Genomic DNA, 16,000 nt, shown 5'->3' with positions numbered 1-16,000 from the left:
ATGTTCCGTTCGGGCAGTTCAGGGGCGGGTGGGACAACCCGGAACGGTCGACCTCGGCCTCACTCGGCCTCGTAGCGGACACGATGACACATGCCCGGCAGCTCTCCGCTCGCCAGCTTCGGCAGGACGTCCGGGAGTTCCTCGAAGGCACACTCTCCGGTGACGAGCGCGTCGAAACGGGCGTCGGCGAGGAGTTCGAGGGCGAGCGCCAGCCGGTCCGCGTACGTACGTCCGGCGCGTGCGGCCGGGGAGACGGTTCCGACCTGGCTGCTGCGCAGGGTGAGCCGGCGCGAGTGGAAGGCCTCGCCCAGCGGCAGGGCGACGCGGCGGTCGCCGTACCAGCTCAGCTCGATGACCGTGCCCTCGGCGGCGAGGAGTTCGAGACAGCGGCCGAGTCCCTGTTCGCTGGCGCTGGCGTGCACCACGAGGTCGCACTCCCCGAGCGCGTCCTCGGGCAGCGCGAAGTCCACGCCGAGGGCGCGGGCGATGTCGGCGCGCGCGGGATCGGCGTCGACGAGCTGGACGCGGACGCCCGGGTAGCGGGCGAGCAGCGCGGCGACCGAGCAGCCGATCATGCCGCCGCCCACGACGGCGATCCGGTCCCCGATGAGCGGGGCCGCGTCCCACAGGGCGTTGACGGCGGTCTCCACGGTCCCGGCCAGGACGGCCCGCGCGGCGGGCACCGACTCCGGCACGACGGTGACGGCGCTCACGGGAACGACGTAGCGGCTCTGGTGCGGATACAGGCAGAAGACGGTCCTGCCGACCAGTGCGTCCGGCCCCTCTTCCACCCGCCCGACGCTGAGATAGCCGTACTTCACGGGGGCGGGGAAGTCCCCGTCCTGGAAGGGCGCGCGCATGGTCGCGTACTGGTTCTCGGGCACCTGGCCGCGGAACACGAGCGTCTCGGTGCCCCGACTGACCCCCGAGTACAGCGCGCGGACGAGAACCTCGTCGTCAGCGGGTGTGGCGAGGGTCTCCTCGCGAATCTCACCCACTTCGGGGGAGCGTAGCCAGAAGGCTCGGGCTGTCGGTTTCATGTGCGTCTCCGTGAACGGTCGAGCGGTTCGCCACGTACGCAGCGGTGGAAGTTCGCGGACACGGTACGCGGCGATGATCCACTTGTCACACGTTCGGAAGGTATGCGGTGGCCCTGATCAACACATACGACGGCCGGCTGTTGCTCTCGGAGACGACTGTGGGCGCGGGCGCCCAGGTGCTGCTTCTCGCCTTCCTGGGCACGGCGATCGAACTGGGCCCGGCGGGCTGGCTGACCGGGCTGGCCTTCGGGCTCGCCACCTGGGCCGTCCTCAACCGCGCCCTGCTGCGCACGCGGACCCGCACCTTCGGACCCGCCAACCGCGTGACCCTCGGCCGGGCGATACTCGTCGGCGCCGTGACGGCCCTGGTCGCCGACTCCTTCCAGGGTTCGCCGCCGGTCTCGCTGTTCGTCGGCCTGACGGCCGTGGCCCTGATCCTCGACGGTGTCGACGGCCAGGTGGCCCGGCGCACGAACACCTCGACCGCGCTGGGCGCGCGCTTCGACATGGAGGTCGACGCGTTCCTGATCCTGGTGCTGAGCGTGTACGTGGCGATGTCGATGGGCCCGTGGGTGCTGCTGATCGGTCTCATGCGATACGGCTTCGTCGCCGCCGCCAAGGTCCTGCCCTGGCTGAACAACTCCCTTCCGCACAGCATGGCCCGCAAGACGGTCGCCGCGGTCCAGGGCGTCTTCCTGCTGGTCGCCGCCTCCGGTCTGCTGCCCTACGCGGCGGGCTTCGCCCTGGTCGCGCTGGCGCTGGGCTCGCTGCTCTGGTCCTTCGGGCGGGACATCGCCTGGCTGTTCCGCAACCGGACGGCCGGCGTCGAGCCGACGGCGGCCACGGCGACCGCCGGCGGGACGGTGACCGTGGCCGTGGTGGCCCCCGCCGCACGCCGGACCGCCGAACTCGTCACGAGCTGACCACCGTCCGGCCGACGGGCTCACCGCGAGCCCATCCCGTGCGGGGCCCGGCTCAGCGGCCCTTCGCACGAGGGGAATCGCGGCAGCGACTCAGCGGACCGTGAGGACGATCTTCCCCGTGGTCCGGCCGGTCTCACCGTGGGCGTGTGCCTCGGCCGCCTCGGCGAGCGGGAAGGTCGCGTCGACGAGAGGGCGCAACTGCCCCTTCTCCACCAGTTCGGCGACGGCCCGCATCCCCGCGTGGTCGGCCTCGACGAGCATCGGCTCCAGCCGTACGCCCAGCTCCGCGGCCCGCTTCAGGTCCTCCTCGCAGCCGTGCGGGAGGATCGTGACGAGGACGCCGCCCGTGCGCAGGACGTCCAGGGAACGGCTGCGGACATCACCGGCGAGGGTGTCCAGGACCACGTCGACGTCGGCGACGGCCTCGGTGAAGTCCGTGGTCCGGTAGTCGATCAGTTCGTCCGCGCCCAGCTCGCGCAGCAGTTCGTGCTTGCCCGCGCTGGCCGTGCCGATGACGTACGCGCCGCGCGCCTTGGCGATCTGCACGGCGAGGTGGCCCACTCCCCCGGCGGCGGCGTGGATCAGGACGCGCTGCCCCGGCCCTACGCCGGCGGTGTCGACGAGCGCCTGGTACGCGGTGAGCGCGGCCAGCGGCAGGGCTCCGGCGCGGACGTGGTCGAGGCGGGCCGGCTTGTGCGCGAAGGACCGGGCGGGCGCCGTGGCGTACTCGGCGTAGGCGCCCGCGCGGTGCGGGTAGGGCAGCATGCCGAAGACCTCGTCGCCCGGCTTGAAGAGGGTGACCCCGAGGCCGACCCGCTCCACGACCCCCGAGACGTCCCAGCCGAGGACGGGCAGCGGTTCCGCGTGCCACAGTCCGAAGGCGCGGTTCTTCCAGTCGGTGGGGTTGACGCCGGCCGCGTGCACCCGCACGAGGATCTCGCTCATGAGCGGGACGGGACGCGGCAGTTCGGTCTCCCGCAGCACCTCGGGGCCGCCGAAGGTGTCCTGGGTCATGGCGCGCATGCCGGCGGCGCCGCTGTTCTTCTCGGTGGTTTCCGTCATGCCGTCCAGCCTGCGACGGGCCGACGATCACGACAATGGCAGGATGGCCATCCTTCGATGGGATCGTGCCACACTGGTCGGCATGACATCCCCGCACCGTGTGGTCGTCCTCGCCCTCGACGGGGTCTACCCCTTCGAACTGGGCGTCCCGAGCCGGATCTTCGACGCGACCGAGGGCCTGTACGAGGTGCTGACCTGCACCGCGGACGGGCGGCCCGTGCGTTCGGCGGCCGACTTCGCCATCGCCGTCGATCACGGCCCCGAGGTACTGGACACCGCGGACACCGTGATCGTCGCCTCGTTCGGGCTCACCCCGGCCGCGGCGCGACTGCTGTCACCGGAGCTGCCGGAGCCCGTGACGGCGGCGCTCGCCCGGATCCGGCCCGGCACCCGGCTGGTGTCCATCTGCACGGGCGCCTTCGTGCTGGCCACGGCCGGACTGCTGGACGGCCGGCCCGCCACCACGCACTGGGCGCTGGCCCAGGCGTTCCGGGAACGCTTCCCGAAAGTCGACCTGGACCCGGACGTCTTGTTCGTCGACGACGGTGACATCCTCACCTCGGCCGGCGCCGCCTCCGGCATCGACCTCTGTCTGCACCTCGTGCGCAGGGACCACGGCAGCGAGGTCGCCAACCGGGTCGCCCGCCGGTGCGTGGTGCCGCCGTGGCGGGAGGGCGGTCAGGCGCAGTACATCGAGCAGCCCGTCCCCCAGGACCCGGCCAGCGGCACCGCCGCCACCCGCCAGTGGGCGCTCGAACACCTGGACGCTCCGCTGGCGCTTGCCGACCTCGCCCGGCACGCCCGGATGAGCCTGCGCACCTTCGCCCGCCGCTTCGGCGACGAGGTCGGCATGAGCCCCGGCCGCTGGCTCGTCCAGCAGCGCGTGTCCCGCGCCCGTCACCTCCTGGAGTCCACCGACCTCCCGGTCGACGAGATCGCCGGCCATGTGGGCTTCGCCACGGGCACGTCGCTGCGCCAGCACCTGCACGCGGCGATCGGGGTGTCGCCGCTGACGTACCGGCGTACGTTCCGGGCGGGGGCCGAGGCTCCCGCACCGGCTAGCCGGTGACGGCCGCCCCGGCCCAGGGCGGCATGTTGTAGGGCGTCACCACCTGGATCGCCGACGGGAGGAAGGGGCCCTCGTCGGGGAGGGCCTGGTGGGCACGCATGATCATCTGGCAGGCGCGGCGGACGTCCTGGCGCAGGTCGTGGTGGAGCACGGCGGAGAGCCGGTGCTCGCGCAGCAGCCGGGTGTTGTCGTGGTCGAGGTCGTGGGCGACGAAGACGTGCGGCTCCCGGCCGATCGCGGCGAAGGCGTCGAGCGTCGCGGTGTTGCCGCCGCCGATCGAGTAGACGGCGGCGATGCCCGGCTCGCGCCGCAGCGCGTCGAGGACGAGGTCGCGCTGGGTGGCGTCGAGGCCGTCGCTGTCGGTGACCTCGACGAGGGTCCGCCGTGGGTCGACGGCGCGCATCACCCCGCGGAAGCCCATCTCGCGCTCCTCCTCGTTGCGGTAGAAGCCGCGGCTGATCGTCACCAGCACGGCACCCGGCCGGTCGCCGAGCCACTGCCGGACCAGATACGCGGCGGTCGCCCCGGCGGCCCGGTTGTCGATCCCGACGTACGCTCCGCGCGCACTGCCGGGCAGGTCCGTCACGTAGGTGACCACCGGTGTCCCGGCCGCGACCAGCCGTTCGACGGCGGCGGTCACCTCCGGGACGTCGGGCGCCTTGAGGATGACGCCCTGTGAGCCGCGCCGGCCGATCCGGTCGAGCACCCGGACCATCTCCGACGCGGACCCCGTCTCCCGGAAGTGGAACCGGGACCGCACGACGGCGGGATGCAGGGACGGCAGCTCGGCCTCCAGCGCCTCCCGGACCGCCGTGGAGAACCGCTCCGGGGTCTGCATCACGATGTCGACCATGAACGTACGGCCGCCGATGCGCACCTGCGTCCGCTGCCGGTCCAGGTCCTTGACGGCCTGGTGCACCTCACGGGCGGTGCTCTCCCGCACCCCGCCCCGGCCGTTGAGCACCCGGTCGACCGTGGCCTGGCTCAGCCCGGCCTGACGGGCGATCTCACGGATCGTGTAGGGGTGTGTCATGGCGATGTGTCCCGGATGTCGACGCTCCCGGCGCCGGTGCCCGGTGGGGCCGCGGGGAACCGGATGATGGGTTTTTGATGGTCCGCTGCGGGTTGTACGAGGGGCCCCGCGCCCCAAGACTGACAGAGGCGAGGACGCCGCGAAAGCTCGCCTGCGAGCGGGCCACCACCGGGTACGGCGGCACCCGCCGGGAGCGGACGGAAAGGACACACCCCACATGGCACTACTGGAGGACAGAGTCGTCCTCGTCAACGGCGGCAGCCAGGGCGTCGGCGCGGGCATCGTCCGCGCGGCCCTCGGCGAGGGCGCGACCGTCGCCTTCACCGGCCGTCGCGCCGAGATCGGCGAGAAGCTGGCGGCGGACACCGGCGCCACGTTCGTCCGGGCCGACCTGACGGACCCGGCGCAGGTGCGCGGCGCCGTGGACCGGGTGGTCGCCGCCCACGGCCGGGTCGACAGCCTGGTCAACGCGGCCGGCCTGACGTCCCGCGGCTCGCTCCTCGACACCTCCCCCGACCTGTTCGACGCGCACATCGCGATCAACCTGCGCGCCCCCTTCTTCGCGATGCAGGCCGTGGTCGAGCACCTGGTGGGCCGCTCGGCGCCCGGCACGATCGTCAACATCGGCTCCAACTGCGCGCACGGCGGCCCCCCGAACCTGGCCCCCTACTCCGCCGCGAAGGCCGGCCTCGCGGGCCTGACCCGCAACGCCGCCCACGCCCACCGCTGGGACCGGATCCGGATCAACGACCTCAACATCGGCTGGACGGAGACCGAGGGCGAGGACGCGATCCAGCGGGAGTTCCACGGGGCGGGCGACGACTGGCGGGAGCGTGCCGCCGAGCGCCTGCCGATGGGCAAGCTCGGCCAGGTCGACGAGATCGCCGACTTCGTCGTCCTCCTGCTGTCCGACCGCAGCGGCGTGGTGACGGGCTCCGTGATCGACTGGGACCAGAACGTCTTCGGCGCCCAGGACTGACCGCCCCGCCCCCGCTTCTTCCCCCCTCGCCTCCTTCCGCTTCTCCCGCTTCTTCAGCACATCCGAAAGGGACACTCGATCATGCGCATTGGCATCCTGGGGCTGGGCCGCATCGGCGCCTTCCACGCCGGGACTCTCGCCGGGCTCGACGTGGTGGAGCAGCTGGTGGTCTCCGACCCGCTGGCCGCGGCCGCCACCTCCGCCGCCGAGAAGTACGGCGCCACCGTGGCCGACTCGCCCGAGGCCGTCTTCGCCTCCGGCATCGACGGCGTCGTGGTCACCGCCGCGACCGACGCGCACCCGGGGCTCATCCTGGCCGCGGTCGAGGCGGGCATCCCGGTCTTCTGCGAGAAGCCGGTGGCGAAGACCATCGAGGAGAGCCTCGCTGTACTGCGCGCCGTCGAAGGCGGCGACGTGCAGGTCCAGATCGGCTTCAACCGCCGCTTCGACGCGGGCTGTGTGACGGCGCGACAGGCCTTCCTGGACGGCGAACTCGGCGATCTGCACACCGTCCGCTCGACGACCCTGGACCCGGCGCCCCCGCCGGCCGGCTACGTGGCGTCCTCCGGCGGCATCTTCCGGGACTGCGCGGTGCACGACTTCGACGTCGTCCGCTGGGTGACGGGCCGGGAGGTCGTGGAGGTCTACGCGACCGGCGGCAACCGCGGCGCGGCGTACATCGAGGAGGCCGGCGACGTCGACACCGCCTCCGCGCTGCTCACCTTCGACGACGGCACGATCGGCGTCATCTCCAACTCCCGCCACAACGCCCGTGGTTACGACGTCCGCCTGGAACTCCACGGCATGAAGGACAGCATCGCCGCCGGCCTCGACACCCAGCTGCCGCTGCGCTCCGCCGAGCCGGGCGTGACCTTCCCCGCCGGCCCCCCGCACAACTTCTTCATGGACCGCTTCGCCCCCGCCTACCGCGCCGAACTCACCGCCTTCACCGAGGTCGTCGCCGGCACCCGCACCTCACCCTGCACCGTCGCCGACGCCATCGAGGCCAGCTGGATCGCCGAGGCGGCGACCCTCTCGGTGGCCGAGCACCGGCCGGTGCGGCTGGACGAGGTGCGCCGGCAGGCCGACTGAGGGTCCGAGCCCGGCATGAGCGGGGCCGCGCGGCCGGGTGGAGGCCCCGCCCGGCCACACGGCCCCGCCCACATCAGTACCTGTTCCTTGTCCCTCCGCTTGGACGCCCCTGCCGCGAGGCATATGACAGCGCTACCTTCCGTCTTGGCCGTCCGACGAACAAGTCGGCATGGCGCGTGATCAACAACCTGTGCTCCATGGCAATCTGCGGGCCAGCAGGATGACTTGGAGCCGGAGGTACACCGCTCGTGGCGGCGAACAGCAACCCCACCGTCAGGAAACGCCGTCTGGGAGCCGAGCTTCGCCGGCTTCGCCTGGCCAGTGGGCTGAAAGGCGCAGAGGTGGCCAAGCGGCTCATGGTCTCCCAGCCCAAGATCAGCCACCTGGAGAACGGCAACCGCGCCATCAGCCCCCGCGACGTACGCGACCTGTGCGCGATCTATGGAGTGACGGACCAGCAGGTCATCGACTCGCTGATGCAGATGGCCAGGGAATCCGGGCAACAGGGCTGGTGGCACGCCTACGGCCACATCCCCCAGAGCGTCTACATCGCCCTGGAGACGGACGCCACCTCCCTCCATGCCTACGAACCCATGGCGATCCCCGCTCTGCTGCAGACCCCCGCGTACGCCCACGCGGTCATCGGGGAAACGATTCCCCAGCTCACCTCCGAAGAGGCCGGCGCGCGCCTGAAGGTACGGCTGCGCCGTCAGCACCGGATCTACAACCCGGCCCGCCCGCTGCGCTTGTGGGTCGTCCTGGACGAATCGGCTCTGCGCCGTGTCGTCGGCGGCCCGGACGTCATGCGGGAACAGCTGGAGCACCTGAACGCACTCGGTGCCGAGCCGCACATCGCGGTGCAGATCCTCCCCTACACCGCAGGCGCCCATCCGGGCCTGTCAGGACAGTTCTCCATCCTGCGGTTCGCCGACAGCTCCGCGGAACCGGTGGTGCATCTGGAGCGGTTCACCAGCGACCTCTACCTGGAGAAGCCCTTCGACGTGCAGCATTACAGCGTGCTGCATGACCACCTTCAGGCCCAGGCGCTCAGCCTCGACAGCAGCCGCGACTTCATCACCGACGCCACCAAGACATACATCGACGCGGCAAACCACCTCTGAGTGCGGCGAACCCGTTGAGCGTTGGATCCGCTGACAGGCTTCGTCGGCGGTGGGAGAGTGGTGCTCGGGGCCGCGTCTGGGCCAAGGTGATGGCCCCGGCCTTGGAAACGATCAGTCCCGCTGGGCTTCCCGGGATGCTGGCTGGCCGCCTCTGCGGGAGCTTCGGCGGGTGATTCGCCTGCTCATGAGGGTGATCGCTGCCCAGGTGATGAGCGACTCGGAGTGTTGGATGAGCCGTTCGTAGTCGCGTGCGTGCCTCCATGCATGCATGATCCAGGCGGCTGACGGTCTTGATCGTCAGGTTTAGGTAGGTCTTGGCCCAGGTCGCGAGCTGTCCGGCATAGGCAGAGCCGGCCCAGACGATGATGATCCCGGGGTGCATCAGCCGCAGCCGGAAGAGCACTTCCTTGGCCGCGTTGCGGTCGGTCATGTCGGCCGGGGTGACCATGACGAACAGCGGCAGGCCCTTGGTGTCCACGACCAGGTGGCGCTTGCAGACGTTGATCTAATGGGCGAGAGCTGAGCTCGTTGAAACCCCTTCTCGATGCCGATCGCTGGCGTCAGCACGACGTCCTCCGTTGATCCGGGCCTTGAGCCCTCGAAGAAGACTGACGTGTGCTGGCGCTCGCCGTCGGCATCGAGAGCGATCACTTGATCACCGATGATGATCGTGGTCCAAGCCCCCTGCGGGGACTACCTCTTACGTGTTCGGGAGCCACCAGCTCCGATCAAGACCGAGGGCCCCGCAGGTCGCTGGGGTCATGAACGGCTAATCGGATGTCGGGCCACCGAGCCCTTCCATTAGAGAGACGCATGCCCTGCACGGCTGTGACCAGCCACAACACAGGTTCGATGAGAAAGCGTGAGGCGAGTGAGAGCGTTCTGCGGCATCGACTGGGCCAGCGACCACCACGACATAGCCATCGTCGACGAAACGGGGTCGCTACTGGCTCGCGCTCGCATCGATGACTCTGCGGAAGGGCTCGGCCAACTGCTTCAGATGCTCGCCGAGCACGACGACAGTCCGCAGGGCCCCATCCCGGTGGCCATCGAGACCTCCCGCGGGCTTCTAGTCGCCTGCCTTCGGGCAACGGACCGCCCTGTCTACGCCATCAATCCAATGGCCGCCGGCCGCTACCGGGACCGTCACACGGTCTCCCGGAAGAAGTCCGACCACCTGGACGCCATGGTGCTGGCGAACATTCTCCGCACCGACGCCGCAGCTCACCGCATGCTTCCCGCCGACTCGGAGGTAGCCCAGGCCGTCGCGGTCCTTGCCCGTGCCCAGCAGGACGCCGTCTGGGACCGAACCCAGGCCGGCAACAAGCTGACCTCCCACCTGCGCGAGTACTTCCCCAGCTATCTGGCCGCCGTCGGGCACCGCCGCGAGGGCATCTATCACCCCATAGCCCGGGCTCTCCTGGCCGCGGCGCCGACCCCGCTCCAGGCGGCCAAGCTAACCCGCCCGCAGATGCGGGCCGTGCTGAAGAAGGCCGGCCGCAAGAACACCATCGACAGAGAGGTCGAGCGTCTGCACAGCGCACTTCGCGCATCGCAGATGCGCCATCTTCCCCTTGTCGAGGAGGCCATGGGGCGCCAGGCGCTTGCGCTGCTGCGGCAGTTGGAAGCCGCGTGCACGAGCACCGATGATCTTGCCGAGGCTGCGGTGCAGGCGTTCGAGGCACATGCTGATGCCGAGATCATCACCAGTTTCCCAGGGCTGGGGCCGCTCAGCGGAGCTCGGGTTCTGGCCGAGATCGGCGACGACCGGACTCGGTTCGCCGACGCCAGAGGTCTGAAGGCGTACGCGGGTTCCGCCCCGGTCACCCGGGCCTCCGGCAAGAGCGTGTTCGTCGCGGCCCGCAGGGTGAAGAATCAGCGGCTGGCCGGCGTCGGCTATATGTGGGCCTTCTCAGCGATGGCCCATTCAGAGGGAGCGCGGGCTCACTACGACCGCCGACGTGAGGCCGGAGACCGGCACACGGCCGCTCAGAGGAACCTCTTCAACCGGATGATCGGCTGCCTCCACCACTGCCTGACTCACCGTGTCCCGTTCAACGAGGCCGTAGCCTTCCCGACCTCGCGAGAACCCCGTCTTGCCCTCGCCGCTTGACACGTTCTTCGCATCGGATGTCCTCTTGCCGGCATCGTAGCCGCGGGAGTCCTTGCCGACGGTCCCGGCGGCCCTGATCGACTGGGGGTCGATGACGGTGGCGACGGCTCCGGGCGCCTTGCCCCTCTCGCGGCGGATGCGTGTGCGGAGCTGGTCACGGATCTGGCCGACGACGCCGCAGGCGGCCCAGCGGGCCATGAACCCGTACCACGTGCGCCTATCAGTTACGTGGAATCACGCGCCGCAGGAGCCATCTCGTATCCTGCGGCGTCCCCATGGGCTGAGGAGGCGTGTTGGGCAGCGCGGTGGTGCTGGAGGAGAAGTGGCCGGTCCTCGGTCGGCATGAGCGGGCGGCCGAGTGGCTGCGGGTGTGGACGGACCTTGGGAGGGCTCCGCGGACGATCGACGCCTATGCGCGGGGCCTGGCCGAGTACCTGCTGATCTGCGAGCGCGACGACGTCGACCCGGTGACAGCGGGCCGGCTGCACGTGGCCGCGTTCGTGAAGGACCTGTCCACGCGGCCGAGCCGCCGGGGAGCCAACGTGGTCGCCCTGTACTCGGGGGCGGGTCTGGCGAACGCGACGCTGCAGCAGCGGCTGGTGCCGGTCCGCCTGTTCTACGACTACCTGATCGAGGAGGGACTTCGGGAGTCGAACCCAGTCGGCCGCGGCCGCTACACGCCGGGGCGGAAGTTCGGCAGCCACGAGCGCGGTCTGGTGCCGCGCCTGGTGAAGCTGCCCTGGATCCCCAGTGAACAGCAGTGGCTCGACCTGCGGGACGTCGTGAGGCAGGAGCCGGTACGGAACCGGGTGATGCTCGCTCTGGCCTACGACGCCGCTCTGCGGCGCGAGGAGCTGTGCTCGCTGCGGACCGACGACGTCGATCCTGCTCACCGGACGCTGCGGATCAGGGCGGAGACGACGAAGACCCGCCGCGAGCGCGTGGTCCCGTACTCCGCGCCCACTGGCATGCTGCTGTCCGGCTACCTCGCACACCGGGCCTCGATTAGCCGGGCCCGCGGCCCGCTGTTCTTGTCAGAGTCGCGCCGCAACCACGGGCAGCCGCTGAGCCTGTGGACCTGGTCGAAGGTGATCCGCCGCGTCGCCCTGGCCGCGGACCTGCCGCGCTTCTCCACCCACACCACCCGTCACCTCTGCCTTACCGACCTGGCCAGGATGGGCTGGGAACTGCACGCCATCGCGACTTTCGCGGGACACCGCCACACCGAGTCGACCATGACCTACATCCACCTGTCCGGACGTGACCTCGCGGAGAAGCTGAACCGCGGCATGCAGCAGATCCACTCCTGGCGCATCGACATGCTGACCCGTGCCGGCCACCCGGGTGGGGTGGACGGCCAGTGACAGCGACGACCACCCAGGCTCGGGCGGCGGGCTGTCAGCTGGCCGTGGCCGCTCGACCTGCCCCGATACGACCGGCGAGCCCTGGTAACCGGCGCCGAGGCGAAGGCCCTCGGCGCCCTGGAGATCAAACAGCTGCGACGCCTGGGACTGACGCCGCAGGCGGCCCCCAAGCGGCTGGTCGAGCCGCTGGCCCACGCCCGGGACTGCCTCCAGTGGGCGCCGGGCACTGGCAACCAGAGACGGTTCGCCCGCGACGCGGCCGGCCTGGTCCTGATCCGTTGCGGTGAACTCGGCCGCAGCTACTGGGGCTGGTCGGACCAGGACTGGGCCGACCTGATCGACCGGTCCGGGGCCGAGTTCCGGCGCCGATGGGGCGGCCAGATCGGCCCGAACGCGCGCCCGTTCGTGATTGCCTACGCCTACCTCCTCGGCGGCTTCACCGCGTTCGAGCAGGTCGGACGCTTCCAGCGGCCCACGCTCGCCCACCGGATCTTCGGCCAGACCGCGGTCGACGACGCGGTCGGGAAGATCCTCGCGGTCCTCGGTGACTGGGGCTACCAGCGTCGTCCCGAACGCCTTGTCTCCGCCGTCTGCCAGATCCTGCTGCTGAACCGCAGCCCTCGACTGGAGGATCTGTCCAGCGCAGCTCTGGCCGCGATCCGCGCGACGGCGGCCATGCAGGAGAGCGAGTGGGCCAGCGACCTGCACGGGATCCACCGCGCCGTTGCCGCTCTCGGGCACGCCGACCCGCCGCCGCGTCCCCGGCATGGTCCCGGGCCCACGGCGATCGAGGGCACCTCAGGAGCCTGGGCGGACTGGGTCGAGCGCTGGCACGCGACCTCGACGCTGACGCCGAGGGTCCGCAGCAGCTATCGGAGCGTGCTCGCGAAGATCGGACGCTGGCTTGCCACCGAGCACCCCGACATCACCGCGCCGGAGCACTGCACCCGCCAAACCTGCGCGTCCTGGGTGGCGGCCGTCGACCGCATGACGGTCGGCGACTACTCCCAGTGGACGGCGGGCATGCGGTCGCAGGGCCGCATCGGCAAGCCGCTGACGCCGCAGGCCAAGTCCGGCTATCTGAAGGTGCCCCGCGCGTTCTTCCGTGACCTGCACGAATGGGAGTGGATCCCGCAACGGTTCAACCCTGCCCACGCGCTGAGGACGCCCCGCAGCGTTCAGGCCCTCATGGGTCCGGATCCCCGGGTGATCGCGGACGACATCTGGGCCAAGCTGTTGTGGGCCGGGCTGAACGTCGAGTCTGGCGACCTGCCGACCGCGGATGGCCGCACCTATCCGGCCGAGTTGATCCGGGCCATCACTCTGACCTGGCTGTTCGCCGGGCAACGCAGCGACGAAGTCGCCCGGCTCCGCGTCGGCTGCATTCGCTGGCAGCACGACGGCATGCCTATCCCCGGCGACTCCGGCGAGGTTCTGGCCCGCGACGCTGTCTGCCTGCTCGACGTCCCCACCCACAAGACCGGCACCGCGTTCACCAAACCCGTCGACCCGCTCCTAGGGCAGGCGATCGAGGCCTGGCAGGCTGTCCGACCCGACCAGCCCGCCATCCTCGACCCGAAGACCAACGAGCGCGCGGACTTCCTGTTCGCCTTCCGCGCCCGCCGGGTCTCCAAGCACTACATCAACGGCACGATCATCCCGATGCTCTGCCGCAAGGCCGGCGTTCCCACCGCCGACGTCCACGGCAACATCACCAGCCACCGGGCCCGCTCGACCATCGCCAGCCAGCTCTACAACGCCAAGGAGCCCATGACCCTGTTCGAGCTGCAGGAATGGCTCGGCCACCGGACTCCCGAAGCCACCGCCCACTACGCCAAGATCACCCCGAACACGCTCGCCAAGGCCTACAACGACGCGGGCTACTTCGCCCGCAACGTCCGCACCGTCGAAGTCCTCGTCGACCGCGACGCCGTCGCCTCCGGAGCCGCGGCGAACGGCGACCCCTGGCAGTACTACGACCTCGGCCACGGCTGGTGCACCTATACCTTCTTCGAGCAATGCCAGCACCGCATGGCCTGCGCACGCTGCGACTTCTACACCCCGAAGGCCTCCAGCAAGGGCCAGCTCCTGGAGGCGAAGGAGAACCTGCAGAAGATGCTCGCCACCATCCCCCTGACCGACGACGAACGCGCCGCAGTGGACGACGGGCAAGCCGCACTCGACCAGCTGCTGGAACGACTCACCGACGTTCCCACGCCGGCCGGGCCGACTCCCCGGCAGATCGGCATCCCAGCTCAGGCCACCCTGCTGCCGGTCATCGAGATCAACCGGAACCCGACGGAGAGGTAGTACTCAGCGGCCCAGCCTGTGTCGGACGTAATCCGGGTGGGCCGCACCGACCTCGATGCAGTTCTCGTCGAGGCCGTTGACGATCCGCAGGCAGCCGCCAGCGAAGACGAACTCCACTGCCACGGTTCCAGCCGCCAGGTCATGGTCTGCTGGCCGCCATTCGAGGAGCGTGACCTCGCACAATTCCTGGCCGACGAGCGGTTCGAGGCGTTCATCGCTGTGAGACCACTGGGGCGTGAGCTCGAACCACTCCCACCCGGTGATGGTCGCCGCGGTGTCGACCGTGTCCCAGCCGATCGAGAGTTCGTCGAGCTTCCAGTGGCAGACCTCCACCTGGAGACCGTCGAAGTCCATCACCACCGGGCAGTCGGCGAACCAGTCCCGGTCTTCGGCGAACCGCACCAACGCGAACCTCGTCAGCCGCCTACCGGCGAGCCTCGCCAGGCGTGATCCGTGCGCCTGCCGAATCGCATCGACCCCGATCAGGAAGGACGGCTCGAAACCAGAGATCCCCATGTTCACAGCACATGAGTCTCCCGGCCTTCACCCCAACCGGCCAACGCATATCGACCAGGCCGAACTTCGACACCACTTGACAGGCCAGATTCCACAGAAAGGGCGGGAAGTCGGCGGGCATCGCCCGCCACTTGATGCCGTTGTCGACGAGGTAGCGCACCGCGTCGATCATCTGCCGGTGGCAGTAGCCCTCCGGCCTGCCGCCTCCACCAGTTCAGTACCAGGACCCCGACCAGCATGTCATTCAGTTCAGTGGCGGAGTCGGCTCGGCGCTTGCTGCACTCTCTGTCGCCGAGCGGTTCGGGCCTTCACAAATGACGCTTTTGATCGCCAATACACAGGTCGAAGACGACGACCTGTGGAGATTCGCAAACGATCTGACGTCCCTCATCGAGGTGCCCTTGGTGATCGTCGAGGACGGACGTGATCCCTGGCAACTTTTCATGGATGTCGGGTTCCTGGGCAACAACCTCTTCGCGCCTTGCACCAGGTACCTCAAGCAGATTCCCTGCAGGGACTGGATGACGGAGCATGCTCCTCCCGAGACGTCTGTGGCGTACGTCGGCATCGAGCCGACAAAGAAGGACCGGCCCAGAATGCACTCGATCCGTCGGAACTGGGCGCCATGGAGGGTGGAGTTCCCCCTGCTCGATGGTCCGGACCGGTCGAAAGATGATCTCTTGGCCGAGCTGGAGTCGTACGGACTGAAGCCACCGCGACTCTACGAAATGGGGTTCCCGCTCGATGGCGTCATGGCAGCCACGGCCGGGCCGAAAGCCGTACGACTTCGGCTCGAACCGTGCCTCCCACTCGGGTTCCAGCGCGTTGAGGGCCCGCGCCTGGAGAGCGCGGTCAACGATCACCGGGATGCCGAGCGGGCGCTGCTTCTTCCCTCCTGCCTTGGGGATATGCACCCGCCTGACCGGCCGGGCCCTCCACGTGTCGGCGGATCGCTGCATCCAGTCGGCCAGTTCGGCCTTGCCCTGGGGCAGCAGCACCACCTTCCCGTCGATCCCGGCGGTCGTGCGGCCAGCGTTGATCTCCGTGACCCGGCGCACGCTGAGCAGCGTGTTGGCGCGGGAGCGGAGCATCAGCTTCTGCAGATTGCGGACCCTTTTCAGGTCCCCTGCCTGCGATGCCGTGAAGATGCGTTGCCGAAGTCGCCGTACGTCGTCTTCGACCTGCTGCCAGTCGACGGCCAGCCAGTCGGTGATCTCGTCCTCAGGTCCGTTCACCGCAGCCTCAGCCGGGGCGTCCAACTTGTCCCTCGGTTCGGGGTGTTCGAGCATCTGGTCTCCACAGACTCACCTGACCCACGTCGGCACCCTTCCGAGTTCGGGCACGTGCCCGTATCCGGCCGGTTATGCAGGGCGATCGG

General features: G+C 69.9%; 12 protein-coding genes and 4 pseudogenes. 8 read left to right on the top strand and 8 right to left on the bottom strand.

The window, feature by feature from the left end:
- Nucleotides 1-59: 59 nt before the first annotated feature.
- The gene (locus STRBO_RS0113305; protein WP_028796634.1) at nucleotides 60-1,040 is read right to left on the bottom strand and encodes a zinc-dependent alcohol dehydrogenase; all 981 of its coding nucleotides are present in this window, start codon (nucleotides 1,038-1,040) and stop codon (nucleotides 60-62) included.
- A 107-nt stretch (nucleotides 1,041-1,147) separates the two neighbouring features.
- Here STRBO_RS0113305 and STRBO_RS0113300 point away from each other — a divergent pair, with 107 nt between their 5' ends.
- Nucleotides 1,148-1,963: a CDP-alcohol phosphatidyltransferase family protein gene (locus STRBO_RS0113300; RefSeq protein WP_005484826.1), complete on the top strand. Its 816-nt coding sequence runs from the start codon at nucleotides 1,148-1,150 to the stop codon at nucleotides 1,961-1,963.
- 90 nt (nucleotides 1,964-2,053) lie between these two features.
- On the opposite strand, the gene STRBO_RS0113295 is transcribed toward STRBO_RS0113300, so the two are convergent.
- Nucleotides 2,054-2,986, bottom strand: coding sequence for an NADP-dependent oxidoreductase (locus STRBO_RS0113295; protein WP_202500499.1), 933 nt, complete (start codon nucleotides 2,984-2,986; stop codon nucleotides 2,054-2,056).
- A gap of 121 nt (nucleotides 2,987-3,107) precedes the next feature.
- Between STRBO_RS0113295 and STRBO_RS0113290 the strand changes: the two genes are divergently transcribed.
- A complete protein-coding gene (locus tag STRBO_RS0113290; protein WP_037627843.1) occupies nucleotides 3,108-4,094 on the top strand; it encodes a GlxA family transcriptional regulator in 987 nt (328 codons plus the stop codon).
- Here STRBO_RS0113290 and STRBO_RS0113285 read toward each other — a convergent pair.
- The gene (locus STRBO_RS0113285; protein ID WP_005484829.1) at nucleotides 4,084-5,127 is read right to left on the bottom strand and encodes a LacI family DNA-binding transcriptional regulator; all 1,044 of its coding nucleotides are present in this window, start codon (nucleotides 5,125-5,127) and stop codon (nucleotides 4,084-4,086) included. The two genes, STRBO_RS0113290 and STRBO_RS0113285, sit on opposite strands and share 11 nt — an antisense overlap.
- A 217-nt stretch (nucleotides 5,128-5,344) precedes the next feature.
- Between STRBO_RS0113285 and STRBO_RS0113280 the strand changes: the two genes are divergently transcribed.
- From STRBO_RS0113280 to STRBO_RS0113270, 3 genes are all read left to right on the top strand, one after another.
- Nucleotides 5,345-6,106, top strand: a complete 762-nt coding sequence (locus STRBO_RS0113280; protein WP_005484830.1) for an SDR family oxidoreductase — start codon at nucleotides 5,345-5,347, stop codon at nucleotides 6,104-6,106.
- An 81-nt stretch (nucleotides 6,107-6,187) separates the two neighbouring features.
- On the top strand, nucleotides 6,188-7,198 hold the full coding sequence (locus STRBO_RS0113275; RefSeq protein ID WP_005484831.1) for a Gfo/Idh/MocA family protein: 1,011 nt from the start codon (nucleotides 6,188-6,190) through the stop codon (nucleotides 7,196-7,198).
- Between the two features lie 248 nt (nucleotides 7,199-7,446).
- A complete protein-coding gene (locus tag STRBO_RS0113270) occupies nucleotides 7,447-8,319 on the top strand; it encodes a helix-turn-helix domain-containing protein (protein WP_005484835.1) in 873 nt (290 codons plus the stop codon).
- 165 nt (nucleotides 8,320-8,484) lie between these two features.
- On the opposite strand, the pseudogene STRBO_RS41610 reads toward STRBO_RS0113270, so the two are convergent.
- Nucleotides 8,485-8,824, bottom strand: a pseudogene (locus STRBO_RS41610) (transposase); the annotation flags it as partial.
- A gap of 366 nt (nucleotides 8,825-9,190) precedes the next feature.
- On the opposite strand from STRBO_RS41610, the gene STRBO_RS0113260 reads away from it, so the two are divergent.
- Nucleotides 9,191-10,432: an IS110 family RNA-guided transposase gene (locus tag STRBO_RS0113260; RefSeq protein WP_005484838.1), complete on the top strand. Its 1,242-nt coding sequence runs from the start codon at nucleotides 9,191-9,193 to the stop codon at nucleotides 10,430-10,432.
- A 6-nt stretch (nucleotides 10,433-10,438) separates the two neighbouring features.
- On the opposite strand, the pseudogene STRBO_RS43770 reads toward STRBO_RS0113260, so the two are convergent.
- Nucleotides 10,439-10,648, bottom strand: a pseudogene (locus STRBO_RS43770) (IS5-like element IS4811 family transposase); the annotation flags it as partial.
- Between the two features lie 74 nt (nucleotides 10,649-10,722).
- Between STRBO_RS43770 and STRBO_RS0113255 the strand changes: the two are divergent.
- A complete protein-coding gene (locus tag STRBO_RS0113255) occupies nucleotides 10,723-11,796 on the top strand; it encodes a tyrosine-type recombinase/integrase (protein ID WP_245170588.1) in 1,074 nt (357 codons plus the stop codon).
- A 405-nt stretch (nucleotides 11,797-12,201) separates the two neighbouring features.
- Entirely contained in the window at nucleotides 12,202-14,106 is a 1,905-nt protein-coding gene (locus STRBO_RS0113250; RefSeq protein ID WP_005484840.1) for a tyrosine-type recombinase/integrase, read from the top strand.
- A gap of 3 nt (nucleotides 14,107-14,109) precedes the next feature.
- Here the strand turns inward: STRBO_RS0113250 and STRBO_RS0113245 are convergent, their stop codons facing one another.
- The 3 genes and pseudogenes from STRBO_RS0113245 to STRBO_RS46145 form a co-directional block, all read right to left on the bottom strand.
- Complete coding sequence (locus STRBO_RS0113245) at nucleotides 14,110-14,622, bottom strand: hypothetical protein (RefSeq protein ID WP_063743203.1); 513 nt, start codon at nucleotides 14,620-14,622, stop codon at nucleotides 14,110-14,112.
- 97 nt (nucleotides 14,623-14,719) lie between these two features.
- A pseudogene (locus STRBO_RS41605) lies at nucleotides 14,720-14,836 on the bottom strand (transposase); the annotation flags it as partial.
- Nucleotides 14,837-15,365: 529 nt separating this feature from the next.
- Nucleotides 15,366-15,911 (bottom strand): annotated as a pseudogene (locus STRBO_RS46145) (reverse transcriptase N-terminal domain-containing protein); the annotation flags it as partial.
- Between the last annotated feature and the right edge of the window lie 89 nt (nucleotides 15,912-16,000).

The sequence above is a fragment of the Streptomyces bottropensis ATCC 25435 genome (assembly GCF_000383595.1).
Classification (GTDB): Bacteria; Actinomycetota; Actinomycetes; order Streptomycetales; family Streptomycetaceae; genus Streptomyces; species Streptomyces bottropensis.
The sequence above is the reverse complement of the archived record's forward strand: the minus strand, read 5'-3'. Positions and strand labels throughout refer to the sequence as shown.

Coding starts and splice junctions, on each gene's coding strand:
- STRBO_RS0113280 (WP_005484830.1), top strand. CDS start 5,345: ATGGCACTACTGGAGGACAGAGTCGTCCTCGTCAACGGCGGCAGCCAG.
- STRBO_RS0113245 (WP_063743203.1), bottom strand. CDS start 14,622: ATGGGGATCTCTGGTTTCGAGCCGTCCTTCCTGATCGGGGTCGATGCG.
- STRBO_RS0113275 (WP_005484831.1), top strand. CDS start 6,188: ATGCGCATTGGCATCCTGGGGCTGGGCCGCATCGGCGCCTTCCACGCC.
- STRBO_RS0113305 (WP_028796634.1), bottom strand. CDS start 1,040: ATGAAACCGACAGCCCGAGCCTTCTGGCTACGCTCCCCCGAAGTGGGT.
- STRBO_RS0113295 (WP_202500499.1), bottom strand. CDS start 2,986: ATGCGCGCCATGACCCAGGACACCTTCGGCGGCCCCGAGGTGCTGCGG.
- STRBO_RS0113285 (WP_005484829.1), bottom strand. CDS start 5,127: ATGACACACCCCTACACGATCCGTGAGATCGCCCGTCAGGCCGGGCTG.
- STRBO_RS0113290 (WP_037627843.1), top strand. CDS start 3,108: ATGACATCCCCGCACCGTGTGGTCGTCCTCGCCCTCGACGGGGTCTAC.